The 23,416-nt window shown below is 65.3% G+C and carries 23 protein-coding genes and 4 pseudogenes; 14 read left to right on the forward strand and 13 right to left on the reverse strand.

Features of this window, described 5'->3' with window-relative positions; translation table 11 throughout:
• The first annotated feature begins 764 nt into the window (after nucleotides 1–764).
• Nucleotides 765–1,409 carry an alpha/beta hydrolase gene (locus ADT71_RS02940; RefSeq protein ID WP_054434937.1) on the forward strand — a complete coding sequence of 215 codons (645 nt, stop codon included), beginning with the start codon at nucleotides 765–767 and terminating at the stop codon, nucleotides 1,407–1,409.
• Between the two features lie 34 nt (nucleotides 1,410–1,443).
• Here the strand turns inward: ADT71_RS02940 and ADT71_RS02945 are convergent, their stop codons facing one another.
• Nucleotides 1,444–2,313, reverse strand: coding sequence for an aldo/keto reductase family oxidoreductase (locus tag ADT71_RS02945; RefSeq protein ID WP_054434939.1), 870 nt, complete (start codon nucleotides 2,311–2,313; stop codon nucleotides 1,444–1,446).
• A 97-nt stretch (nucleotides 2,314–2,410) separates the two neighbouring features.
• Here ADT71_RS02945 and ADT71_RS02950 point away from each other — a divergent pair, with 97 nt between their 5' ends.
• Together ADT71_RS02950 and ADT71_RS32705 are read left to right on the forward strand one after the other, a co-directional pair.
• Complete coding sequence (locus ADT71_RS02950) at nucleotides 2,411–3,331, forward strand: LysR family transcriptional regulator (protein ID WP_054434941.1); 921 nt, start codon at nucleotides 2,411–2,413, stop codon at nucleotides 3,329–3,331.
• 195 nt (nucleotides 3,332–3,526) lie between these two features.
• Nucleotides 3,527–3,736: pseudogene (locus tag ADT71_RS32705) on the forward strand (integrase); the annotation flags it as partial.
• 170 nt (nucleotides 3,737–3,906) lie between these two features.
• On the opposite strand, the gene ADT71_RS32710 reads toward ADT71_RS32705, so the two are convergent.
• A complete protein-coding gene (locus ADT71_RS32710; protein WP_231635519.1) occupies nucleotides 3,907–4,416 on the reverse strand; it encodes a TonB-dependent receptor domain-containing protein in 510 nt (169 codons plus the stop codon).
• Nucleotides 4,398–5,963 carry a TonB-dependent siderophore receptor gene (locus tag ADT71_RS02955; protein WP_231635520.1) on the reverse strand — a complete coding sequence of 522 codons (1,566 nt, stop codon included), beginning with the start codon at nucleotides 5,961–5,963 and terminating at the stop codon, nucleotides 4,398–4,400. Before ADT71_RS02955 ends, ADT71_RS32710 begins: the two co-directional genes overlap by 19 nt.
• Before the next feature lie 78 nt (nucleotides 5,964–6,041).
• Here ADT71_RS02955 and ADT71_RS02960 point away from each other — a divergent pair, with 78 nt between their 5' ends.
• Together ADT71_RS02960 and ADT71_RS02965 are read left to right on the forward strand one after the other, a co-directional pair.
• Nucleotides 6,042–6,749 carry a homogentisate 1,2-dioxygenase gene (locus ADT71_RS02960; protein WP_231635521.1) on the forward strand — a complete coding sequence of 236 codons (708 nt, stop codon included), beginning with the start codon at nucleotides 6,042–6,044 and terminating at the stop codon, nucleotides 6,747–6,749.
• Nucleotides 6,750–6,757: 8 nt separating this feature from the next.
• Nucleotides 6,758–7,762, forward strand: a complete 1,005-nt coding sequence (locus ADT71_RS02965; RefSeq protein WP_054434943.1) for a cytochrome c peroxidase — start codon at nucleotides 6,758–6,760, stop codon at nucleotides 7,760–7,762.
• Here ADT71_RS02965 and ADT71_RS02970 read toward each other — a convergent pair whose 3' ends face one another.
• Entirely contained in the window at nucleotides 7,763–8,143 is a 381-nt protein-coding gene (locus tag ADT71_RS02970; protein WP_054434945.1) for a winged helix-turn-helix domain-containing protein, read from the reverse strand.
• 249 nt (nucleotides 8,144–8,392) lie between these two features.
• Between ADT71_RS02970 and ADT71_RS02975 the strand changes: the two genes are divergently transcribed.
• Nucleotides 8,393–9,058 carry a YitT family protein gene (locus ADT71_RS02975; RefSeq protein ID WP_082370126.1) on the forward strand — a complete coding sequence of 222 codons (666 nt, stop codon included), beginning with the start codon at nucleotides 8,393–8,395 and terminating at the stop codon, nucleotides 9,056–9,058.
• On the opposite strand, the gene ADT71_RS02980 is transcribed toward ADT71_RS02975, so the two are convergent.
• The 7 genes and pseudogenes from ADT71_RS02980 to ADT71_RS03010 form a co-directional block, all read right to left on the reverse strand.
• Nucleotides 9,034–9,720, reverse strand: a complete 687-nt coding sequence (locus tag ADT71_RS02980; protein WP_054434973.1) for a response regulator — start codon at nucleotides 9,718–9,720, stop codon at nucleotides 9,034–9,036. The genes ADT71_RS02975 and ADT71_RS02980 overlap by 25 nt on opposite strands.
• Nucleotides 9,717–12,390, reverse strand: a pseudogene (locus ADT71_RS02985) (DUF4118 domain-containing protein). The gene ADT71_RS02980 and the pseudogene ADT71_RS02985 overlap by 4 nt, the downstream one beginning before the upstream one ends.
• A pseudogene (gene kdpC, locus ADT71_RS02990) lies at nucleotides 12,387–12,994 on the reverse strand (potassium-transporting ATPase subunit KdpC). Before kdpC ends, ADT71_RS02985 begins: the two co-directional pseudogenes overlap by 4 nt.
• Nucleotides 12,995–13,006: 12 nt before the next feature.
• Nucleotides 13,007–15,021 (reverse strand): annotated as a pseudogene (kdpB, locus tag ADT71_RS02995) (potassium-transporting ATPase subunit KdpB).
• Between the two features lie 11 nt (nucleotides 15,022–15,032).
• The gene (gene kdpA / locus ADT71_RS03000) at nucleotides 15,033–16,736 is read right to left on the reverse strand and encodes a potassium-transporting ATPase subunit KdpA (protein ID WP_054434975.1); all 1,704 of its coding nucleotides are present in this window, start codon (nucleotides 16,734–16,736) and stop codon (nucleotides 15,033–15,035) included.
• A gap of 25 nt (nucleotides 16,737–16,761) precedes the next feature.
• Nucleotides 16,762–16,851 carry a K(+)-transporting ATPase subunit F gene (gene kdpF, locus ADT71_RS03005; RefSeq protein ID WP_054434947.1) on the reverse strand — a complete coding sequence of 30 codons (90 nt, stop codon included), beginning with the start codon at nucleotides 16,849–16,851 and terminating at the stop codon, nucleotides 16,762–16,764.
• Between the two features lie 10 nt (nucleotides 16,852–16,861).
• The gene (locus tag ADT71_RS03010; protein ID WP_054434949.1) at nucleotides 16,862–17,290 is read right to left on the reverse strand and encodes a hypothetical protein; all 429 of its coding nucleotides are present in this window, start codon (nucleotides 17,288–17,290) and stop codon (nucleotides 16,862–16,864) included.
• Nucleotides 17,291–17,355: 65 nt separating this feature from the next.
• On the opposite strand from ADT71_RS03010, the gene ADT71_RS03015 reads away from it, so the two are divergent.
• The 8 genes from ADT71_RS03015 (at nucleotide 17,356) to ADT71_RS03045 (ending at nucleotide 21,402) form a co-directional block, all read left to right on the forward strand.
• A complete protein-coding gene (locus ADT71_RS03015; RefSeq protein ID WP_197282895.1) occupies nucleotides 17,356–17,787 on the forward strand; it encodes a hypothetical protein in 432 nt (143 codons plus the stop codon).
• Nucleotides 17,784–18,125, forward strand: coding sequence for a winged-helix domain-containing protein (locus ADT71_RS31085; RefSeq protein ID WP_156336436.1), 342 nt, complete (start codon nucleotides 17,784–17,786; stop codon nucleotides 18,123–18,125). Before ADT71_RS03015 ends, ADT71_RS31085 begins: the two co-directional genes overlap by 4 nt.
• Before the next feature lie 99 nt (nucleotides 18,126–18,224).
• Complete coding sequence (locus tag ADT71_RS03025; RefSeq protein WP_054434955.1) at nucleotides 18,225–18,479, forward strand: hypothetical protein; 255 nt, start codon at nucleotides 18,225–18,227, stop codon at nucleotides 18,477–18,479.
• On the forward strand, nucleotides 18,476–18,778 hold the full coding sequence (locus ADT71_RS03030; RefSeq protein ID WP_054434957.1) for a hypothetical protein: 303 nt from the start codon (nucleotides 18,476–18,478) through the stop codon (nucleotides 18,776–18,778). Before ADT71_RS03025 ends, ADT71_RS03030 begins: the two co-directional genes overlap by 4 nt.
• Nucleotides 18,771–19,853, forward strand: coding sequence for a hypothetical protein (locus ADT71_RS03035; protein WP_054434958.1), 1,083 nt, complete (start codon nucleotides 18,771–18,773; stop codon nucleotides 19,851–19,853). Before ADT71_RS03030 ends, ADT71_RS03035 begins: the two co-directional genes overlap by 8 nt.
• Nucleotides 19,854–20,212: 359 nt before the next feature.
• The gene (locus ADT71_RS03040) at nucleotides 20,213–20,710 is read left to right on the forward strand and encodes a hypothetical protein (RefSeq protein ID WP_054434960.1); all 498 of its coding nucleotides are present in this window, start codon (nucleotides 20,213–20,215) and stop codon (nucleotides 20,708–20,710) included.
• Between the two features lie 184 nt (nucleotides 20,711–20,894).
• Complete coding sequence (locus ADT71_RS31090) at nucleotides 20,895–21,056, forward strand: hypothetical protein (RefSeq protein WP_156336438.1); 162 nt, start codon at nucleotides 20,895–20,897, stop codon at nucleotides 21,054–21,056.
• Between the two features lie 121 nt (nucleotides 21,057–21,177).
• Nucleotides 21,178–21,402 carry a hypothetical protein gene (locus ADT71_RS03045; protein ID WP_054434962.1) on the forward strand — a complete coding sequence of 75 codons (225 nt, stop codon included), beginning with the start codon at nucleotides 21,178–21,180 and terminating at the stop codon, nucleotides 21,400–21,402.
• Between the two features lie 35 nt (nucleotides 21,403–21,437).
• Here ADT71_RS03045 and ADT71_RS03050 read toward each other — a convergent pair whose 3' ends face one another.
• Together ADT71_RS03050 and ADT71_RS03060 are read right to left on the reverse strand one after the other, a co-directional pair.
• The gene (locus tag ADT71_RS03050) at nucleotides 21,438–21,638 is read right to left on the reverse strand and encodes a hypothetical protein (protein ID WP_054434964.1); all 201 of its coding nucleotides are present in this window, start codon (nucleotides 21,636–21,638) and stop codon (nucleotides 21,438–21,440) included.
• A gap of 372 nt (nucleotides 21,639–22,010) precedes the next feature.
• Nucleotides 22,011–22,652, reverse strand: a complete 642-nt coding sequence (locus tag ADT71_RS03060; protein ID WP_054434969.1) for an SOS response-associated peptidase — start codon at nucleotides 22,650–22,652, stop codon at nucleotides 22,011–22,013.
• Nucleotides 22,653–23,416: the final 764 nt, after the last annotated feature.

Below are 23,416 nucleotides of genomic sequence, written 5' to 3' on the forward strand. Positions count from 1 at the left end.
GATCCGTCCCACAAACACCGCTCCTAAGTTCGCAAATAACTGCGACCTTAAGACCGATCCATCATCCCACCGGCAAGGCGCCGCTCAGCAGATGCGTACAAAGAAGGTATCCTCCGCTACATTGCCACCAAACCTTACAAGCAGGGCTCGACCTACGTTAAACGCGAACGCGATGGCTCGCTTTCATCGGGGAGCATCGAGACCGCGACCGTCCCAACCCTTGGCGAAGCGCTGCATTTCAACGGCAAGGTTGAGGTTTTGATCGGTCCATTGACGTACTCATCCGCCGTGTTGTTCGGCAATGTCGTGCGTGATTATGGCTTCGGCACTCTCAGGGGGTCGGAAACAGCGCACGAACACAGCAATCCGGCGGCGTGCAATCCATAACGCTCCCCAATACAGGATTGGTTCTCTCCTACCCGCGCTTTGTGCTTGAGCCACCCTCGGGGACATCTGCACCAGGGTTTCTGGAGCCGACGGTCCCCAGTGGTCGCCACACCGCTCCTTAGGAAAGGACCGGCGCAAGGCAACCGCAAACCCGTCGGGAAGGTTCCTTGCGGGTTTGCAACAAAATCAGCCGATCTGGATCCGGCCTGTCCCGAACGTCTAGGTCGAGAAAGCGGGCTGGCCGCAACTTGGAACGGAAAGTTGGGTGCGGAATGGCTGGGAAGGGTCGACGGCGGGAAGGCGACAATGGGTCGGATCCTCGAATTTCATAATGCAGGCATTTATGCTGAGATTGCCAATCTAAAAGGATTATCCTGATGCTCGACGGCCCCCGCCTCGCTACGCTCTCCGGCACGGCCCCCACCGGACTGGTGGTCCTGCTTCATGGATACGGCTCCAATGGCGAAGATCTGATCTCGCTGGCGCGCATGATCCAGCCCACCTTGCCCGATGCGGCCTTTGTAGCGCCGAATGCCCCTTCGCAGATCCCTCACATGGCAGCCGCTTACCAGTGGTGGCCGATCGAGACCTTCTCGGCGGCGGAACACGCGGCCGGCGCGGCGGCTGCGGCGCCGGCTCTCGATGCTTTCCTTACTGCAGAACTCGAAGCGGCCGGGTTGACCGGCGACCGCCTGCTACTCGTCGGGTTCAGTCAAGGGACGATGATGGCACTCCACGTCGGGTTGCGCCGGAAAGAAACCGTCGCCGGGATCGTCGGGATTTCGGGCATGCTGGTCGCACCGGATTTGCTGGAAGCGGATATCCGCAGCCGCCCTCCGGTCCTGTTGATCCACGGTACGGAAGACGAGGTCGTGCCGTACCGTTCCATGGATCTGGCCAGCGCCGCACTCACGGCAGCCGGCGTGCCTGTCGAGATGCACGTCTCGCCAGGGCTGGGCCACAGCGTCGGGCAGGATGGCCTTGAGGCAGCTGCGGCATTCGCCCGGACCGTGATCGGTTGAACACCGCGCGTCCACCCTCTGACGGCGGCAGATTTCAGGTGCCCGCCACGACGTCCATCTCGTCGAGAACATCCTGCGACAACCGCAGGTTCGCGGCTGCCAGATTCTCGATCAGATGCGCAACGCTCGAGGTGCCGGGGATCAGGAGCAGGTTGGGCGAACGCGCCAGCAGCCAGGCCAGCGCAACCTGCAACGGGCTGGCTTCGAGCCGCGCCGCGATCCGGGAAAGCGCATCCGACTGGATCGGGCTGAACCCGCCCAGCGGGAAGAACGGGACATAGGCGATCCCCTGGCCGGCCAGGTCTTCCAACAGTGCATCATCAGCACGGTGGACGAGATTGTACTGATTCTGGATGCAGACCACGGGAGCGATCCTCTGCGCCTCGGCCACTTGCGAAGGTGTGACGTTGCTGAGGCCAAGATGCCGGATCAGGCCTTGCTCCCGCAAATGCGCAAGCGTGGAGAACTGTACTTCGAGCGATCCTTCGCTCGGTGCGTGGACATCGCCCATCAGCCTCAGGTTGACGACTTCGAGCTGCTCCAGGCCCAGATTGCGCAGGTTGTCGTGCACCGCCTGCGTCAGTTCGGCGGGGCTTTGCGCCGGCAGCCACGCGGCGTCGTCGCCACGTACGGCGACCACCTTGGTCACGATGACCAGATCATCGGTATAGGGATGCAGCGCTTCGCGGATGATCTGGTTGGTGACGTGCGGTCCGTAGAAGTCGCTCGTGTCGATATGGTTGACCCCGGCCTCTACTGCGGCGCGCAGGACCGCAATGGCGGCGGCGCGATCGCGCGGCGGGCCGAATACGCCAGGCCCTGCAAGCTGCATGGCGCCATAGCCCATCCGGCTGACGGTACGGTCGCCGAGTTCGAAGGTCTTCGCGGGTACAAGATCGGTCATGCGCAAATCTCCTGAGTTTACGACCTAGGCATATGGACCGCTTGCCAACGATCGATAAGCCGTGCAGTTAAGCACAGGCTGTGCGAGAATATGCACAATGGCGACTGAACTTGACGATCTATCGGCTTTCGTGGCCGTGGCCCGCGCAGGCGGTTTTCGCGAGGCCGCCCGGGTATCGGGCGTTTCCGCATCCGGTCTCAGCGAAGCGCTTCGGCGGCTGGAGGCGCGGCTGGGCGTGCGCCTGCTGCACCGCACGACGCGCAGCATCTCGACCACCGAAGCGGGCAACCTGCTGTTCGAGCGCCTCTCCCCCGCCCTTAACGAGATCGATGCCGCACTCGACGCCGTCCATGCCGAGACCGACCAGCCGGCCGGCACCCTGCGGCTCAACGTCCCGGCGAATGTCGCCAGAACCGTCCTTCCCGGCATCCTGCCGACATTCCTGAAAGCGCATCCCCAGATCCGGGTGGAAGTGACCGTGGAAGACAGCTTCGTCGATATTCTCGCCTCCGGGGCCGACGCCGGCATCCGCTACGAGGAACGGCTGGAGCAGGACATGATCGCGTTACCGATCGGACCACGGTCGCAGCGGATAATCACGGCGGCGGCTCCGGCCTATCTCGATGTCCATGGCCGCCCCGCGCATCCCCGCGACCTACTTCACCACGCGTGCCTGCGCCTGCGCTTCTCCAGCGGCGCGCTGGCCATCTGGGAATTTGAGCGCGGTGACGAAGTGATCCGTATCGACCCGCCCGGTCCTCTCCTTATCCAGCCCGGTTCGGCTTGCGACGTGTTGGTCGAGGCCGGAATGGCGGGGCTCGGTGTCGTAAGGCTCTTCGAGGACTGGCTTGCCCCGGCCATGCAGTCGGGGGCCCTGGAACGGATACTCGACGAATGGGACGAGCCGTTCTCGGGGCCGATGCTGTATTATTCCGGCCGCCGCCAGCTTCCGCCTCCACTCAGGGCCTTCATCGACTTCACCCGGAAGGAGCCAACTGCGCCGCAAGCGCAAGGTTAACGACTGTCCGCTTGCAGAAGGATTTGCAATCAGGGCCTTCGCCCGCACTTATCTGAATGACCTCGACTCGTCGACAAGTACCCGAACCGGATAGGCAGCAGCTAAGACTGAAAAATTGGCTGCTGAACGGCCGCAATGGGTCGGCCTCTCTAGAAGTGTTCTACCTATGGCCGTGAGGGCCATAGGAGATGTGTCATGGGATTATCAGAGTTTGATCCCGGCGCTCGCGAGCGGATATCTTTGAACGCCGGGCGCAAGGTTGGAGCAAAGCGAGCGCTCAAGCCCCGTCAGATATGGGCGATCCGTTTCTTTCTCGACCAGCATGGGCGGATCCGGGACCGTGCCCTCTTTGACCTGGCCATCGATAGCAAGCTTCCCGGATGCGATCTGGTGAAAATCAGGATCATCGTCCGCTCACCCATCATCAGCCTGTCTCCGTCCAGCTGGAACAGTGAATCAGACCACACAGGCTACTTCAAGCCAGAGTTTTCCAACACCATCTGCCCATCCCGGTCATTCACGTGGGCGTCCCTGCATCGTCCCGGGGCAATGTCGGTGCGATGCAGGGATCGCTTTCAATACTTGTACTGGAACGACAGGAAGAAGCTGCGGCCCGGTTCGGGGAAGCCATCGGCCAGCACATAATAATCGTCGAACAGGTTGCGTGCGCCCGCGCCGATGACGATGTCTTCGCGGACCTCGTAGTTCACGGTCAGGTTGGCCTGCACATAGCTTCCGGTGCGATAGTATTCGGTTCCGGCCGTGTTAACCGTCCAGCGGTTCGACGCGATATCGGCGTTGGGCAGGATGTGCAGGCCGCCCAGCGGCGCCCAGTCGGCCCAGACGAAGGCCTTGTGCGTGGGAACGCCGGTCGGCTGGAAGGCCGAGTTGGTCGGGTCGTCGAGGTCGCGGTGCGTGTAGGTGTAGTTGCCGCCGAGGCTCAGCGTTTCGGCCAGCCTTGCGGTCAGGGCGATCTCGCCGCCGTAGTAGTTGCCGCTGCCCAGGTTGCGGCTCTGGGTCACGGACTGGCCCTGGTAGAGGAACGGGAAGGCGACGATCACGTCGTTCAGGTGCGAGTAGAACAACGTGGCTTCGGCGTGGAGCGGGCCAAATCGCGCGTGCCGCCGATTTCGTAATTGGTGGCGCGTTCGGCCTTGAGGTTCGGGCTGGACACCGCGCCGCCGAAGCGGGAGCTGAACCGCTCGAAGATAGTGGGGAAGCGCGCGCGTGACGAGATCCCGGCGTGAAGGCTGGTCAGCGGGTCCGGCGTCCAGACGAGCTGCGCCTGTCCGTTCAGCGCCTTACCGTTATGCAGGGGATAGGCGATCAGGACATTGCTGGCGTAGTCCTCCGCCCGCGTGAGATTGCGCCAGTCGAAGCTGATGCCGGTGGTCAGCGCCAGGGCGGGGCTGAAGGCAAGGCGGTTTTCGGCCGCGATGCTGTAGGTCTCCTCGATGCTGGTTTGCCGGGGTTCCGTGGTGCCGGAAGGGAAGGCCTGCTGCCATTCGACATGCTTGTCGCGCCGGTAATGGGCCGCGAGGCTGAAACGGTCAGACCCGCTGACGTTCACGTCGATCTGGGCCGAACCGCCCCAGGCGGTGTCCGCATAGTAGCTGTTGAAGGCGCGGCCCCTGGTCTGGGTGGTCTGCGTCGCATCGTCGAACGCGCGCAGCAGGTTGTTGAAGCCGTTGCGATAGGCGCGCGTCTTCAGCGTGGCCACATCGCCGAGCGTCGTGGTGGAGAGGAAGTAGATGCTGTCGATGTTCCAGTAGGGCCACGACCAGTTGCGCTGGCTGGACGGGGCATCGGAGATGTGCAGCGGCGCGTTCTTGGAGCCTTCCTGCCGGGTATAGCTGAGCGAATATTCGTCAGTGGCGTTGGGGGTGAAGCCCAGCTTGGCGTTGACGCGCCAGTCCTCGGTGCGTGAGAAGTCCCGGTGGCCGCCGTTTTCCGCCGAACCTGCGGCAGGTTCGTAGCCGCCGGGAAGATCCCAGTGGTCGGTGAAGCGCCGGGTGTAGCTGGCCTGGGCGTACCACTTGTCCTGCCGGGTGCCGAGCAGGGCGAAGAGATTGTAGCCTGCGTATTCGCCCTTTCGGCCCAGGTCCAGGGTTCCGCGCGCCTCTGCTTCGATCGGCTGGACGGGCTTGCGGGTGACGAGGTTGATCGCACCGCCCATCGCACCGGGGCCGTCCAGCACCGAGGCATAGCCCTTGGCCACCTGCACCTGCGCGATATCGCCGGTGAGGAAGCGGCCGTAATCGAGCCGCCCGTCGGCGGGCAGGTAGACGCGGATGCCGTCGATCGAGAGCGGCACCTGGTAACGGTCGAAACCGCGCACGTTGATCAGGCGTTCATTGCGAGAACCGCCGCTGTTCGAGGAGGAGACGCCGGGCATGAGATTGACCGCATCGTCCAGGCTGGCACGCTGGAACAGCCGCATGGCGTCGGCGTCGAGCGTGGAGGAGGAGATCGTCGGCGTGGACTGCGTGGGGGCGGTGACGATGATCTGCCCCAGCGTGAAGGCGCTGCCCTGTTCGGTCGGCGCGGCAGTTTCGGCAAGCGCGGGCGAGGCCAGAACCGGCAGCCCGAGCGCGCAGGAAAAAGTAACCGCAAGTGCTGATGCGGAACGCATGAATGAAACCCCCATATTTTTGGCCTGTCGCCATTCCGGCGATTCGCTATATCTGGTGGTATATAGTCGAGGGCGAACATGAAAGACGATTACAACAATGGGGCATCCACGATGATGGGGCGTGCGCGTCCTTGGGCCGGGCTTGGAACGGCGCTGATACTTGCCGCGCTGCCGGTTTCCGGAACGGCCTGGGCCCAGGTCATCCCGATGCAGTCGCCGGTTCAGGCTCCTGCTCAGGCACCGGCCGAGGCACCGGGACCGGCGGCTTCCGGCTCCCCTGGCGGCGAATCTTCGCCTATGGCGGATCGCATGCCCAGTCCGATGGCTTGCCCGTCCGATCCGGTGGAGCTGCCGCCCGAACTCGCCGCCTGGAACCAGCGCACGCGGCTGCTGGCGGCGCGTGACACGCGCTCGCTTTCGGGCGCCACGATCGCGATCGGCAAGGGGATCGAGGGCGGTCTGCGGCCGACCCCGGAGATGCGCTATGCCCAGCGGCCGGAAAAGCCGGGCGGTTCGGTCAGTTTCGGCGGCCTTTACACGTTCGATGTCGCGGAGGCAGGCAGCTATCGCGTCGCGCTCGGTTCGGCGGCCTGGATCGATGTCATCAAGGCCGGGAAAAAGGCGGGAGACGGCACGGCCATGACCTCGACCGCGCATGGTCACGGCCCCGATTGCTCGGGAATCCGCAAGATGGTGGACTTCACGCTCGAGCCCGGAACTTACCTGTTGCAGGTCTCGGCCAATGCCGATGACCGGCTTCCCCTGCTCGTCGCCCGGCTGCCCTGAGCGGGCGGATGCGATACGCCCTGCTCGGGCTGTCGCTGCTTGCCGCGACGCTCTCAGGCCTGTCGGCACGGTCCCGTCCAGGGTGGGACTGGGGCGCGGGCGTTCCGGCGCCCCGCGTTCCCGCCGACAATCCGATGAGCGCGGCGAAAGTCGAGCTGGGCCGCCGCCTGTTCTACGACGCCGATCTCTCGGTGAACGGGACGATGTCCTGCGCGACCTGCCATGAGCAGCACCACGCCTTCGCCGACGGCAATCGCACGCACCCCGGCGCGCTGGACGATCCGGGGCGGCGCAACGTGCCGGCGCTGGTCAACCTCGCCTGGCTTTCCCCGCTGACATGGGCCGATCCGCGCCAGACGACGCTGGAGGCGCAAGTCTCGGTTCCGGTACTGGGCGACCATCCGGTAGAGATGGGGATGAAGGGGCGGGAAGCCGATATCGCGGAGCGGCTCGGACGGGATCCGTGTTACCGGACGATGTTCCGCAAGGCGTTCCCGGGCGAGGCGGGCGGCATCGGTTACGGCAAGGTCACGAAGGCGCTGGCCGCTTTCGAGCGCACGCTCGTGTCGCGGGACAGTGCGTGGGACAAGTTCTCGCGCGGGGAGGCCGATGCGATTTCCGCCGAGGCGAGGCAGGGCGCGACCTTTTTTGCGCGAGATTGCGCCTCATGCCATGCCGGGGCCGACTTTACCGATGCGCGCTTCCACCGGATCACTGCACCCGGAGAAATTCCGGGAGATGACGCGGGTCTGGCGGAAGTGACCGGTGTGGCGGCGGACAGGGGCGGGTTTCGCACGCCGGGCTTGCGCAATGTCGGGGTGACGGCGCCCTATCTTCACGACGGGTCGATTCCCACGCTCGCCGGGGCGCTGCGTGCCCACGCGGGTTTCGAGGCGATGCCGCAGGACGAGGCGAAGCCGCTGCTCGCTTTCCTCGATGCGCTTACCGATCCGGCGTTTCTGGCCGATCGCCGGCACGCCTTGCCGCGCACCGCCTGCGGCAAGGCGCTTTGATCACTCGCCCTTGGCGGGCAGCGGGGTACTGCGCAAGCTGGCCTCGAGCGCGGCGTATTCCGGCGAGTTCCCGAGAGCGGCCATGAGGCCCTGCAGGGACCGGAAGCGTTCCAGCACCGTTCGTCCGGTTTCCGTGAGGCGGGCGCCGCGTTCGTGGCTTCCTCCGGCTACCGTCTCGACCAGCGGCTGGTCCCAGCAGCGGTTCATGGCATCGACCAGGAGCCACGCCCGGCGATAGCTCATCCCCATCGCGCGGCCGGCGCCGGATATCGAACCCTGACTGGCGATGGCTTCCAGCAGGTCCGCCTTGCCCGGCCCCATGGCGATTTCGTCTCCGCAATAGATGCGGGCGCGCAGCTTGAGGTGGGAGGGGTCGGTCATGGGCTCGGTCGAATGTTGGCGATAGGGGCCGCGAATCTAGCCGAGTTCGGCGATGGGTGCGAGCGCCGAAAGCGGGTCTTCGCACCTGCGAAAGATTACATGCGCGCCGGGTTTTCGCCGCCATGCATCCTTGCGCGAAATCCCGCTGGAAAGCCGGATTGTTCCGGGACTATCACAAGGCTCGACTCGGTGTTCGCACCTGCATAAATGGCTCCCAGGATTCCACACCAGACGAAGCGAATTTCGCCCATGAACGCCAATACGGTCCGCCACGGCCGCATCGAGGATATCTACGCGATCGCCGTGGGCAGCGTGCTGATCGGCCTTGGGCTGACCATTCTCCATGCGGCGGGGCTGGTGACAGGCGGCATGGCGGGGCTGGCGCTGCTGGTCGGCCATTTCGCGCCCCTGCCGCCGGGCCTGCTGTTCGCCCTGCTCAACGTTCCGTTCCTGGCGCTGGCGCTGCGGGCGATGGGTTCGCTGTTCACCCTGCGCACGATCGCGGCGAGCGGCGGCATCGCGCTGGCCTCCGTGCTGGCCGAGCACGCGCTGACGATCGAGGTCAACGATCCCTTCGCCGCAGCCGTGGGCGCAGGCACCCTGCTGGGCATGGGCACGCTGGCGGTGGTGCGGCACGGGGCCGGGGTCGGCGGGGTCGGCATCGTCACGTACTGGCTGTTCCTGAAGCGGGGCTGGAACATCGGCCGCTCGCAGATCGCGATCGACTTTGCGATCCTTGGCGCTTCGGCACTGTTCCTGCCGGCGGACAAGCTGGCATGGTCGGCGGTGAGCGCGATTTCGATGGGCCTTGTTACCGGACTGTGGTTGCGGCCGGGGCGCTATGCGGGCTTTTCCCCGCTGCGCGCCGCCCGCCGCACCGCGCAGGACGATCAGTCCAGCCCGACCAGGCGATAGCCGACGCCGGGCTCGTTGCGAAGCATGGCCGGCTGCGAGGGATCGTCCTCCAGCTTGCGCCGGATGCCCCGCGCGGCCACGCGCAGGTATTCGACATCGCTTTCGTGGCCCGGCCCCCACACCGAGCGCAGGAGCTGGGCGTGGGTGATGACCCGGCCCGGACTGCGCGCAAGTTCCGAGAGAAAGCCGTATTCCTTTGGCGTGAGGTGGATTTCCGCGCCCCCCTTGCGAACGATCCGGGCGGTGAGGTCGATCTCGATATCGCCATGCCGCACGGGCTTTTCCGCGCTTTCCACCGGCAGCCGGTGGCGCAGCGCGGTGCGGATCCGGGCGAGGACCTCTTCGCTGTCGAACGGCTTGGCGACATAGTCGTCCGCGCCGAGGTCCAGCGCGGCCACTTTCTGTTCGGTGGCGTCGCGCGCGGAGACGACGATGATCGCCGTGCGCCCCTTGAGGATCGGGATCAGTTCCAGCCCGTCGCGGTCCGGCAGGCCGAGGTCCAGGAGGACCACTTCGGGCTTGTCGATCGTAAGCGCATTGAGCGCCTCGCGGGCGGTGCCGGCTTCCACCACCTGATAGCCCGCGCGGGAGAGCCCTGCGTGGAACAGGCGGCGGATGGCGGGCTCGTCATCGACGACGAGAATCTTGACGTTGGGGTTCATATCGTGGGCCATTCCCTGAGATGGGCCGGATCGAAGCGGATCGTGAAGCAGGCGCCTCCCTTGCCGTCAGCATCGGGCGGGCGGGCCGCCGCCGAGACCGAGAGTCCCATGGCCAGCGCGAAACCCCTGACGATGGCAAGGCCGAGGCCGGTGCCGCCCTTGCGGTCCGAACCCTCGATCCGGGCGAAAGTCTCGAAGATGCGTTCTTCCTCGCCGGGCGGGATGCCGGGGCCGCGATCCGCTACGGTCAGTTCGAGGCCGGGGCCGATGCGGCGCGCGGCAATGGCGATGGGGCCGCCGGGATCGCCGTATTTGGCGGCGTTCTCGATCAGGTTGGTGAGGCAATGGTGGAACAGGTGCGGGTCCACCATGACCATCGGCACGTCCCGCGCGATCGTGATATCCAGCCGGTGTCCGCCCAGCAGCGCGCGCAGTTGGTGCAGGGCTCCCGATACCGCTTCCTCCAGGTCCACCGGCTCCGCCTTGCCGTGCAGCGCGCCCGCCTCGATCCGGGCCATGTCGAGCAGGTTAGTGACGAAGCGGTGCAGCCGCTCCGCCTCGCCGCGCGCCGCCGCCATCTGTTCTTCCTGCTCGGGGTCGGTGGTGCGCACCGCATCGAGCGTGCCGAGGATCGTGGTCAGCGGCGTGCGCAAGTCGTGGCTGACCGAAGACAGCAGCGCATGGCGCAGCCGGTCGCGTTCGCGCACTTGCGACAGTTCGGCCATCTGCCCTTCCAGCAGGATCCGGTCCAGCGCGAGCGCGGCCTGATCGAGCAGGCTGAGCAGCAGGGGCAACTGGTCCGGCCGCACCGGCGCGCGGGCATCGCTGCGGGCCAGGCCGAAGACGCCCATCGCCGCGCCGCCCGCCGCCAGCGGATGGAACAGCCATTCCGAGGCGGTCAGCGTGTCCGACCCGCGCCCGGCTGGCGCATTGTTGTCGTAGGCCCAGGTCGCGGCGGCAAGGTCGAGGGTTTCGAGATGGGCTTCCTTCGGCCAGCTCCAGCGCTGCGAGAGGCCGTCATCGCCGGGCATCAGGAGAACCGCATTGCCGGCCAGCAGGCGGCCGATCTCGGCGCAGAGCAGGTGCCCCAGGTCGTCCACCGTCCTCACCCCGGTCAGCAGCCGCGCGAAGCCCGCCAGCGCGCCGTTCTGCGCGGCGCTGGCCTGCGCCTGCAAGGCGTGTGCCCGCACCCGCGCGGCAAGCTGGCTGCTGACCACCGCCACGCCGAGCAGGACCAGCACGGTGAGGATGTTGCGCGGGTCCTCGATGGTCAGGGTGTGGGTGGGCGGGATGAAGAAGAAGTTGTAGCCGATCGAGCAGAGCAGCCCGGTGACGACGCCGGTACGCAGGCCGTAGCGCGTGGCGGCGACCATGACCGGCAGCAGGTAGAGCAGGCCAAGGTCCGAGATATTGCCGGTGCGCAGGATCTGCGTGCCCATCAGCGTCACCGCCGCGGTGAGCGCGAAGGAGACGAGGTAGCCGGAGAGGCTGCCCCATTCGCCGCGCGGCCGGGTCAGGCGCGGCACAGGGGTTTGTGCCGCATTGTCGCCGGTGGGCAGGACATGGACCGCCAGCCCCTGCGTTTCGCGCACCAGTCGGTCGACGATCGAGCCGTGGCGCAGTTCGAACCAGCGCGAGCGGGACGATTTCCCGACGATCAACTGGGTCGCGCGGGCTTCCGCCGCGAAGCGCTGCAGGCCTGCGAGCACGGTCTCGGCCGGCAGGGTTGCCACTTGCCCGCCAAGCTGGGTGGCTAGATGCAGCGCATCGGCGAGGGCGGCGTTCTCGCCGTCGCTGAAGCGGGCGCTGCGCGGGGTTTCGATGTGGACGGCGGTCCACGGTGCCCGCAGCGCGTCTGCCATGCGCTTGGCGGCACGGACCAGTTCGAGCGAGCCGGGCTGTTCGCTGACGGCCACCACCAGCCGGTCGCTCGCCGCCCAGGTCCCGGCCATGGCGTGGGCGCGCACATAGTCGAGCATCTGCGCGTCCACCGCCTGCGCGGCGCGGCGCAGCGCGAGTTCGCGCAGGGCCGAAAGGTTGGACTTGGAGAAGAACGCGCCGAGCGCGCGGGTCGCTTCCTCCGGCACGTAGACCTTGCCTTGTCGCAGGCGCTCGATCAGTTCGTCGGGCGGAATGTCGACGATTTCGAGTTCGGCCTCCTCCAGCATCCGGTCCGGCAGGGTTTCGCGCACGCGGACATGCGTGAACGAGGCGACCACGTCGTTCAGGCTTTCGAGGTGCTGGATGTTGAGCGTGGAATGGACGTCGATCCCTGCCGCCAGCAGTTCCTCCACATCCTGCCAGCGCTTGTCGTGGCGGCTGCCGGGGGCGTTGGTGTGCGCCAGTTCATCCACCAGAACCAGCGCCGGGCGGCGTTCGAGGATGGCGTCCATGTCCATCTCGTCCAGCGCGTGGCCCTGATAGGCCATGCGGCGCAGCGGCACGATCTCGAGCCCGGCAAGCTGCGCCGCCGTTTCCGCCCGGCCATGGGTCTCGGCAACGCCGACCACGACATCCAGCCCCGCCCTGGCGAGAGCGGCGCCTTCGGCCAGCATCTCGTAAGTCTTGCCCACGCCAGGAGCCGCCCCAAGGAAAACCTTTGAGGCGGCCTCTGTTCTCGCGCGCGGCGGCGCGAAGGAGGGCGTCGGGATCGGGCCGGGGATCGTTCACGGGCGTGCTTGTGCGCCGCCTGCCGCCATGCTGTCGAGAGCGAGATTGAGTTCGAGGACGTTGACGCGCGGTTCGCCCAGGAAACCGAGCAGGGGGCGTTCGACATGCCGCGCCACCAGCGCATCCACCCGCGTCTTTTCAAGGCCGCGCGCCCGGGCCACGCGATCGGTCTGGAAAAGCGCCGCCTCGGGGCTGACATGGGGGTCCAGCCCCGAGGCGGAAGTTGTCACCAGGTCGGATGGAACGAGGGAACCTGGGGATTTCTGAAGCGCGGAAACGTCTGCCTTGACGCGGTCGGCAAGGGCCTGGCTGGTGGGGGCGAGGTTGGACCCGGAAGAGGCCATGGCATCGTAGCCGCCCTGTTCGGCGGCGCCCGCGGCGGAAGGGCGGCCGTGGAAGTAGCGGTCCTGCGTGAAGGCCTGGCCGATCAGGGCCGAGCCGATCACCTGTCCGTTGCGCTCGATCAGGCTGCCGTTCGCCTGCCGGGGGAACAGGGCCTGCGCGATTCCCGTGAGCGCAGCGGATAGGCAAGGCCGAGCAGGAGCGCGAAAAGCGCGGTGAGCACGAGCGCGGGGCGCGCGGCGGTGGTGAGATCCTTGAGCATGGATGCATTTCCTCAGACGAGGTGGAGCGCGGTGACCGCAAGGTCGATGAGCTTGATGCCGATGAACGGCGCGATCAGGCCGCCGAGGCCGTAGACCGCGAGGTTGCGGGCCAGCAGCGGACCGGCGGCCATCGGCCGGTATGTCACGCCCTTCAGCGCCAGGGGCACCAGCGCGGGAATGATCAGCGCGTTGAACACGATGGCCGAGAGGATCGCGCTTTCCGGCGAGGCGAGGCGCATCACGTTGAGCACGCCGAGGCCGGGATAGAGCGCCAGGAACATGGCGGGGATGATCGCGAAGTATTTCGCCACGTCATTGGCGACCGAGAACGTCGTCAGCGCGCCGCGTGTCATCAGGAGCTGCTTGCCGAGGCCGACGATCTCGATGAGCTTGGTGGGGTCACTGTCGAGATCGACCATGTTGCCCGCTTCGCGCGCGGCCTGGGTGCCGGTGTTCATCGCCACGCCGACATCGGCCTGGGCAAGGGCGGGGGCGTCGTTGGTGCCGTCGCCGCACATCGCCACGAGCCTGCCGCCCTGCTGTTCCTTGCGGATCAGCGCCAGCTTGTCCTCGGGCGTGGCTTCGGCGAGGAAATCGTCCACGCCTGCCTCGGCGGCGATGGCGGCGGCGGTCAGCGGGTTGTCGCCCGTGATCATCACCGTGCGGATGCCCATCCGCGCAGCTCCATGAAACGTTCGCGCACGCCCGCCTTCACCACGTCCTTCAGCGCGATTATCCCGAGCAGGCGCCCGTCGAGGGCGACTGCGAGCGGGGTCTGGCCCGAACGGGCGATTTCCTCGGCGAGGCGGCGCAGTTCGGCGGCCTGGGGCGAGGATGCCGCGTCCGGATTGGCGCGCAGGATCGCGTCTACCGCACCCTTCTGGACCAGTCCGGCAGTGCTCTTCAGCCCGGAGATCCGGGTCTGCGCGGTGAAGGGGATGACTTCGGCGTCTTGCGGCAGCGTGCCGGCGGCGAGGCCGTGGCCGTCGCGCGCCAGCACCACGATCGAGCGGCCTTCGGGCGTTTCGTCGGCAAGGCTGGCGAGCAGGGCGGCTTCGGCGAGGATGCCGGCACCGACCCCGGAAACCGGGCGGAACTCGGCGGCCTGACGGTCTCCCACGGTGATCGTGCCGGTCTTGTCGAGCAGCAGCACGTCGATATCGCCCGCCGCTTCCACCGCGCGGCCCGACTTCGCCAGCACGTTGAAGCGCACGAGGCGGTCCATCCCGGCGATGCCGATGGCGGAGAGCAGCGCGGCGATGGTGGTGGGGATCAGGGTGATGAGGAGGGCCGCGAGCACCGCTACCGGGATCGCGCCGCCGGCATAGTGCGCAAAGGCCGGGATCGTGGCGACCGCGATCAGGAACACGATCGTCAGGCCCACCAGCAGGATGGTAAGGGCGATCTCGTTGGGGGTCTTCTGCCGCTCCGCGCCTTCGACGAGGGCGATCATGCGATCGAGGAAGCCCTGGCCCGGCTCCTGCGTGACCCGCACCCGGATCTCGTCGGAAATGACGCGGGTGCCCGCGGTGACGGCGGAACGGTCTCCGCCGGCCTCCCGGATCACCGGCGCGCTTTCGCCGGTGATGGCGGCTTCGTTGACCGAGGCCACGCCTTCGATCACTTCGCCGTCGGCGGGGATGAGGTCTCCCGCCGTCACCACCACCACGGCGCCCTTCTTCAATTGGGAGGCAGGAACCGAGCGTCCATCAGGCAGGCGGGCGGTGAGGTCCGACTTGGTGGCGCGCAGCGAGGCTGCCTGCGCCCGTCCGCGCCCTTCGGCCAGCGCCTCGGCGAAGGTGCCGAACAGCACGGTCAGCCAGAGCCAGGCGATGAGCTGGATCTGGAACCCGCGCGGCAGCGGCTCGCCGCCGAGGATCAGCAGCACGGTGAGCAGGACGGCGACGACCGCCGTGGTGAAAAGCACCGGGTTCCTCACCAGTTCGCGCGGGTCCAGCTTGCGGAAGGCATCGCCGATCGCGGGCACGACCAGCCGGGCCGAGAACATCGAGTTGGGTGTCGTCATGACAGGAGCTTTCAGAACAGTTGGCCCGAGATCATCGCGAGATGATCGGCGATGGGCCCGAGCGCGAGGCTCGGCAGGAAGGTGAGGCCGCCCAGGATCAGGATCACGGCGATCAGCAGCCCGATCCACAGCGGGCCGGTGGTCGGGAAGGAGCCGGCGGTTTCGGGGGTATGCTTCTTGGCCGCGAGGCTTCCCGCCACCGCGAGCACCGGCACGATCACGAAGAAGCGGCCGATCCACATCGCCGCCGAGAGCAGGCCGTTGTAGAACGGCGTCCCGGCGCTCAGCCCGGCAAAGGCGGAGCCGTTGTTGCCGGTGCCCGAGGCGAAGGCGTAGAGGATCTCGGTGAAGCCGTGAGGCCCCTTGTTCAGCGGCCCGGCCAGCCCTTCCGGCATGACGGCGGAAAGCGCGGTGAGGCCCAGGATGCAGAGCGGCAGGACGGCGATGGCCAGGACCGCCAGCTTGACTTCGCGCGCCTCGATCTTCTTGCCGAGGTATTCCGGGGTGCGGCCGACCATCAGGCCCGCCACGAAGACCGCGAGCAGCGCGAACAGCAGGAAGCCGTAGATTCCCGCGCCGACCCCGCCGACCACGACTTCGCCAAGCTGCATGTTGATGAGCGGGACCATCCCGCCCAGCGCGGTGAAGCTGTCATGCATGGCATTGACCGCGCCGCAGGAGGCCGCCGTGGTCACGACCGAGAACAGGGCGCTGGCGGCGATGCCGAAGCGCAGTTCCTTGCCTTCCATGTTGCCGCCGGGCAGGCCGAGCTGATGGAGCACCGGGTTGCCCGCGGCTTCCTGCCAGTATGTCACCCCGGCGCCGACAAGGAACAGCGCCAGCATCGCGGCAAGGATCGCCCAGCCCTGGCGGGTGTCGCCCACGGCCCTGCCGAAGCACCAGGTCAGGCCGGCGCCCAGCGCGAAGATCGAGAGCATCTGCACCAGGTTGATCAGGGCCGTGGGGTTCTCGAACGGGTGGGCGGAATTGGCGTTGAAGAAGCCGCCGCCGTTGGTGCCGAGCATCTTGATCGCCTCCTGCGAGGCGACCGGGCCCAGCGCGATGGACTGGCGCAGGCCTTCCAGCGAGGTGGTGTCGACCATGCTCGACAGCGTCTGCGGAACGCCGCTGGCGATCAGGAACAGCGCATAGGCCAGGCAGGCGGGCAGCAGCAGGTAAAGCGTGACGCGCGTGCAGTCGGCCCAGAAATTGCCGAGCGTCTTCGCCTCGCGCCGCGCAAATCCGCGGAACAGCGCAAAGGCCACCGCGATGCCGGTGGCGGCGGACAGGAAGTTATGGATGGTCAGCCCCAGCATCTGGCTGAGGTTCGACATCGCGACTTCGCCCGAATACCACTGCCAGTTGGTATTGGTGGTGAAGCTCACCGCCGTGTTCATCGCGCCGTCCGCGCCTATCGCGGCAAGGCCGCGCGGGTTCATCGGCAGCACGTCCTGAAGGCGCAGGACACAGTAGGTGAACAGCAGGAGGACGAGGTTGAACGCCAGCATGTGCAGGGCGTAACGGCGCCAGCCCTGCTCGGCATTCGGATCGATCCCGGCAAGCCGGTAGAAGCCGTTCTCCACGGGGCCGAGCACGCGGTGAAGCGGGGTTCGGCGCCCCTCGTAAAGCGCGAAGAGCCAGAGCCCCATCGGCTTGGCGAGGCCCGCGACCAGCGCGGTGAACAGGAGGATCAGGGTCCAGCCCGGCAATGTCATTCCGGTGGTCATGGCGCGGGCTCCGTCAGAAGCGTTCGGGGCGCAGGAGCGCGGCGAGGAGATAGATCAGCAGGCCCAGGGCGGTGAGCCCGGCAAGCAGCAGCGGCAGGTTCATGGCGGGTCTCTCAGGCTTTTTCGCAAAGGCGCGCGAAGGCCAGCGTCAGGAGGAAAAGGCCGGCGAGAATGGCCAGCCAGGCGATATCGTTCATCGGATCAGCTCCTCGGTGGGATGGAAAAGTCGCGCGCGCGGAGAAATGGCCGGGCAGCTCGACCTCGCGCAGCAGCCCCGGCCCGGCCATGCCGAGCGCGAGGCCGCTCACGAGAAGCGCGACCATGCCAAGGCAGGCGAGGAGGTCTGCGGCGCAGGGTGGGTGAGGCGCCGGTGTCAGCGACAGCCGGTGCTCGAGCAGGGCCAGGCGCCAGAACGCCGCCAGCAGTCCCAGCGCCGCGATCCGGCTCAGGATCTCGGCCGGCCACCACCGCTGGCCGCGCGCAGGCGCGCCAGGCGTTCTCTGGACCAGGGCTCTCCCGGCAATCGATGTGGCATGGCGCAAGGCCTCCCGTCAGTGGTGGACGGAAGGCGAAGTGGGCGCGAAGGGCGTTAAGGTTCCACGGGGAATTGTGCCCGCCGCATAAAGAAAGCATAAAACTGGAACCGCACAATTTCTGTGTTTCCGAGCAAATTGCCGGGAAAACTGAATTCAAAAGCATCAATAGCTTGGCGAACTCCGGGAAAACCGAAAACCGCCTAGGATCGCCATCCCGCGACCTCATCATCCCGGTCAAAGGCATCTACTTCGACCAGATCGCGGCCGGCACGAAGTCGCACGAGTTCCGCTTGCAGACTCCGCATTGGACCAAGCGCCTCGACGGCCGAACCTATCGCCATGTCGTGATGACGCGCGGCTATCCAAAGAGCGGTGGCGTGGAGGGCGTGACCCGCCTGACGCGGGTGTGGCGCGGCTACGACCTTCGCACCATCCAGCATGAGCACTTCGGGGCCGTTCCTGTCTCCGTCTTCGCGATCGATGTTTCGGAGGCGGCGGTATGACCCGGATCCGCAACCTCACGACAAACGAGATCTTGGAGGCCATCGGCACCGGCAGCATGACCTTCCGCATTCTCCAACGGATCGAGAAGAAGCTGACCAAGCAGCAGGGCGAGCACCTTCTGCTCGCGCAGTTGCGTCGTCGCCTGCGCGTCATGGAGCGCGATGGCCTGATCCGCATCAGCCCGCGCTGCGGCGCTGAGAACTGCTTTTTTGGGAGCCTGTGCCATGACGGTGACGGAGCCCTACCGGTTCCGCGAAGGCGAGCGCGAGAAGGGCTGCCGGGGCAGCATGGACGGCGAATGCAACGCCGTCGACTGCCCGCAGCTTCGCGACAATGAGCCTGCTGCGACCGGCCGCCACTGCCCATTCGACCATTGGTGCTTCTATTGCGGCGAGGACACCTTGCCCCGCACCGGCACATGCGAGGATTGCTGACCATGCCTGAGACCACCCAGAGCGATCTTGTCGAGCGGCTGACTGAAATGGCCGCCCTGTACTGCCGCGCGATCTCCGATGACAATGAGGATGCACAGACCTTCGCAGACGCTGCCACCGAAATCACCCGCCTCCGCGCCCACTGCGAGGCCATTGCCGATGCGGCAGACGGGGTGAGCAGACTTCGCGGGAGCCATTCATCCCGCGCCATCTTACGCCGCCGTGTAGCCGCCTACCGGAATGAGGGCGGGGCATGACCTGGATCACCTCGCCAGCGACCGGGCTTGAGGAAGCCATCGCCCGTTTCAAAGCTGACCTGCCGGGATGGTGGTTCTCTGTCGGGGAGTGCCAGGTGTCTTGCGATGCCTCATGCGCGCCGACGAGCGAAACCATGGATATCGGCATTATCGGAATTCAGGGCAGCGATGATCGGTTCGATAGCGGATTTCACGCGGACCTTGAGCAGCCCTCCACACTGGCTGAGGCGCTCGACCATGTGCGCATACAGGCGCTGGATGCTCTCGCCGCCTATCGGAAGGAATCTACCCATGACTGAGAAGCTGAGAGAGCACCGGCAATCGCTCAACGACCACGAGGCTATGGCGGATGCGCAAGCTGGCTGCGTGCCCTGCAAGCTATGCGGCGGCCGCGCGGTAATTACCGATGCTGGCGCAGGTGCGGGGTATTATGTGCGGTGCGAGAACAGCGGCGCTTTTCGATCTGCCGAGGGTTGTATGGTTTCAGACCAGCGGCTCGGGGGTTGGGCCTACAACGTCATGGACTGGTGGAACCGTCTTCATTCCTTTCCCACCCCGGCCGCCGATGAGGTGGAGGCGGTGGCGAGGGCGATCTACGCCGTGGGATGTGCGCCCGACGAAGAGTGGGAGCGCGCCCACCCACGAACTCAGATGACCTATCTGGAGAAGGCCCGCGCCGCCATCGCCGCAATGCAAGCCCGGAGCGCCGAACCTGCGCCAGTGTCGCGCGAAATCGCGGAATGGAATGCGGCACTTGATGCCGGATGTTCTCAGGATGCCGCAATCGCCCGCGTCCGCGCGCTGCCCGCCGAACCTGCGGGCGAGGAGCCGGTGGCGTGGATGTACAAGACGCATCTCGGACAGTCTCTAACCTCCACGTTCCGCCGTACTCACTATGACGGCTTCCCGGTTACTGACGAAACCCCGCTCTACGCTCGCCCCGCCACCCCGACCAATCCCGAAAGGTTGGTGGAGGCGGGGTTCCGGCCGATGAGCGAGTGGGATAGCCGCGACAGGACGGTCTTGCTGCTGGTCGACTACTCAGATGGATGCCACGCGCTCGACGATGCCCAATTTGCAATAACCATCGGCCATAACAACGACCACAATGTAGGCGAGGACGAGGGGAAAGGCTGGGAGTTTGCTGGATGGTGCTGGTCTCACGACCACTACGTTCAAGGCGAAGGAATGCCGGTCGGATGGATGCCGCTGCCACATCATTTGGCCGAGGCCTTCGCCGCACCCTCCGAATGCGCCTCAGCCCCGAACGGGCGCCATCAGGTCGATACCAGCATGGAGAGCGGCCCCAACAACTGCTTCCACTGTGAGGCGCCGATGCCCTCCTCTTCCGCGCCTTTGAAGGGAGGCGCTTGATGGGAAAGCGTCCTGAATGGGGGCCGTGCCCTGAAAACTTCCCGCACAAAGGCGAGTACCGGACGTGGGACAAATCGTGGAACCCGTCCGGCTTCTCATCAGAACCCCAACACCCCGGCCAGCAACCGATCCGCTTCCCTCTTTGGTGGAAGCTGTGGAATGCTTCTGCAATTTCGCGCCTTTGAAGGGAGAGGGGGAATGAGCGACTCCGCATACGACGATAACTGGGAGGGCACCGGCATGAGAATGCGGGATTGGATGCGGCTTCCGATGGCCGAGAAATTGCGGAGGGCCATCGCCGAACAGTCAAACGCGATGCGACCCGTTTTGCGGCGCGCCTTCAACAGGGAGCCTCGCTTATGACCGATATCGACACTGACAAGCTGCGCGCGCTGGATAAGGCCGCGACGCCGGGGCCTTGGGAACGGGACAGCGAATACGATGGTGACGGACTAGCGACCAGTAGCGACGGCTGCGCCACGGGCTGGCACAATTTCTTCGTCGGGGCTGATGTTGACGGCAAGTGGCGAACCCTGCTGGACACCGTGAACAGCGATCACAAGTTGATCGAAGACGACCGCGACGAAAATGGCGGTCATTCATGGGATGCTATAGGCGAGGCCAATACCGCCCTCATCGTCCACCTCCGCAACTCCGTCCCCGCCATCCTCGCAATGGCAGAGGACTGGAAGCGCTGCGAAAATCACCGCAACAACCTCGCGGACAAGATCACGGACCAGAGCGTCGAAATCGGCGCACTGAAAGCCGAGGTCGCCCATCTGTGTAAGGCGTTGGAGCGAAGCGCGCGGATCGCCGAGATTGCCCTCCGCGCTCTCGGAAAGGAACCCAAAGCATGAGCGAGATTGCGCAGAGTGACGCCTTGGCCGTCTACTTGAAGGCTGCTGAAAACGAGTTGGAGCCATGCCCGTGGTGCGAGACGTGGCTTGCTTCGGAATGCTTGGCTGGAAACGGTTGCCCCACCCCAGACGGCAGGAACGGAGAGATCGCCCGCCAAGCCCTCGCAGCGCCGGGAGATGGAGGATGAAACCGCGTTGGCTCGTAGCGCTGATGCTACTCACGATCCCCATCTGGTTCGTCCCCGGCCTGATCTACATCGGGTGGAAGCTTGAGGGACGGGATTTCATCACGAAGATACCCAAGGCAGTCCGCTACGCATTCTTCGGCAGGAGGTTCGGTAAATGACCGAGATCGAAGTTACGCAGGCGGATCGGCAGATCGCGGCCGATACCGTGAAAGCCTATCGAGGCCACAAAACAACAATTGGCAACAGCGCATTCGTGACGGCAAATGCGACGATGGAACGATGGTGCAAGCCTTCGCCCGCCACCGCCGCGAGGTCCGCGCCGAGGCGTTGGAGGAGGCGGCTAAGGTGGCTAGCAACTACCAGGGTGCCCTTAAACCCGCCGCTGACTGGGGTAAGGCCGAAGCGATTTGGTATGAAACTGGTGTGCTTGACGCGGCACTGAGCATCGCCACCGCACTCCGCGCCCGCACCGGCCAATCCACCCCACACACGGGAGAGGAATGATGAGCCGGAGGCGCAGGCTCCGGCTCATCCCAAGCTTATGCGGCTCGCATCAGCTGTTGCGGATCGTCGCCGTAAAGTTCTCGCATCCAACTGTGAATTTGCTCATTCACGATCCGATGTAGCACCTTCAGACGCTTCACGTCGGATGGATGCGCCTTTTCGGCTTCTGCTTTCGCTATCGCCTGCTCCAAGCGCTTGCGCTCTTGGCGCAGAAGTGTGAACAGCCTTTCCTGCATGATCAGACCTCCCGGGCATCAAGGCTGCGCATGGCAGACATTATGTCGACGAGACGGATTGGTTCGGACGCGCCAGGCGGTCGCCTCAGATCAGGACGATCTTCGACTGCACGGGCGTCGGAAGCCCACGACGCCAAGATTGCGCGTTTGACTTCCGGCTCAAGCTGGGGGCGTTCCATGAACTCGAATGGATGATGAAATTTGGAGAGGGACATACGTTGCCTCCTTTCTTCCAACTCTCCTCACATTGGCGGTGATTCCGCCGCCCAAAATATTTGTATTCTGGATCTCGAGGTCAAGGTCCTTTGCGCAGTTCCTGCAATCTGCCCGTAGCAAGTTCTGCGCGGAGGTGCCCAGAATGATCGTCACCACTCACAAGAGCGATGGCGTAGCCGGTGGCGCCTCTCCTTGGCGCATGAACCAACGCTCCAGCGTCCGATCAACAATCAACGGCCCGGTCCATGTCCGGCAGAGCGCAAAGGCCTCGTCTGGCGATCCGTTGGTCCACGTCGCCCAGTCCGCCTCTGCGAGGATCGTCGGCATGCGGTCGTGCACGTCGGCCATCTGATCGCAGCCATCGACCATGACCATGGAATAAGCGTTGCCCCATTCGTCGGTCGGCCGCCAGATGCCGGCGACGGCGAATAGCTCTTGATCGGGCAGGGAGTACCAGGTGCGCGTCATCTGCCCGGTAGCGCCCTCAGCCTCCGCCCAGGCGGTTACAGGAATCAGGCAGCGCCGATCGCGGAAGCTGTCCCGCCACATCGGATTGCCGCGCAGCTTGTCGTCTCGCGCATTGTTCGTCGCTGTGGGCTTTAGCGGTTTGCCGGTCTTCTTGCTCACGGCGTGCCGGGGGAAGCCCCACGTCATGGCGCGCACCTCGCCCTCGGCGACCACCAGCCCTGTGTATTTCGGATAGATCTCGGCGGCGAAGTTCGGCGCCCCGGCGCTTTTGGCGCGGAACAGGCGAGCTACTGCGTCAGCGGGCTTCGTCAGCCGGTAAAGATTGCACACGCCCGGATGCTGCGCTTGGTGGGCGCCAACGTCAACCGTCGCCTGGAGGGGGAGTTACCGCTAGGTGACGCAGTGTTCTCACCATGAACGCGGAGCAGTGTTCGCATTGTCCCATATTCGTCCGCGCGCAGAAGTTTGCTTTTCATAAATATTTTTAGCGGTATGAAGCCATCATGGCAGTAAATGTACGCAAGGGCGCTAAGCGCATTTTAATTCTCGTGCTTGTCGGGTGGTGGTTGCGTTGCGCTTACCACTTCGCAGATGGCTGCTGGCTACGAACCGGAGCCCCAATGACGTTCGACCAGTGTGCGACTTCTGACTGGTTGGACTTATTGTTTGGTGGGATTGCCATTCCAATAGGCTTGCTGATCGTGTTTGTCATTGCGAACATTATCGTGAATTGGCTGATCGAGGGCTTCACTTCGCCTGGAAAGTAACTTGAGAAGCAGGCCATCCGCTCAGGTTCGTGAAGGACGGTATTCTCTGACGTTTATGCTCCGGTGTTGACAGAATTTTCGACGGAAGGCGAATTCGTCGTCCTTCCATTGGGGGGTGCTGCGTCTACCATGATGCGAACATATAGAGAACATGCTATAGCGAGTCATTCGATTCGTGAGAGGGCCACCCCATGGCAAACGACCAATTGACACTCCCCCTGACCGATGGTAAGCGTCCGCCCTCCGGCGTGTTGCGGCATTCAGGCTCGGGGCTGATGGACCTCCGCTAAGGGGTCTCTTTCTGGACTCCAGAAGGAGGCCAAGTGA

It is taken from the genome of Novosphingobium sp. ST904 (assembly GCF_001298105.1).
Lineage (GTDB): Bacteria > Pseudomonadota > Alphaproteobacteria > Sphingomonadales > Sphingomonadaceae > Novosphingobium.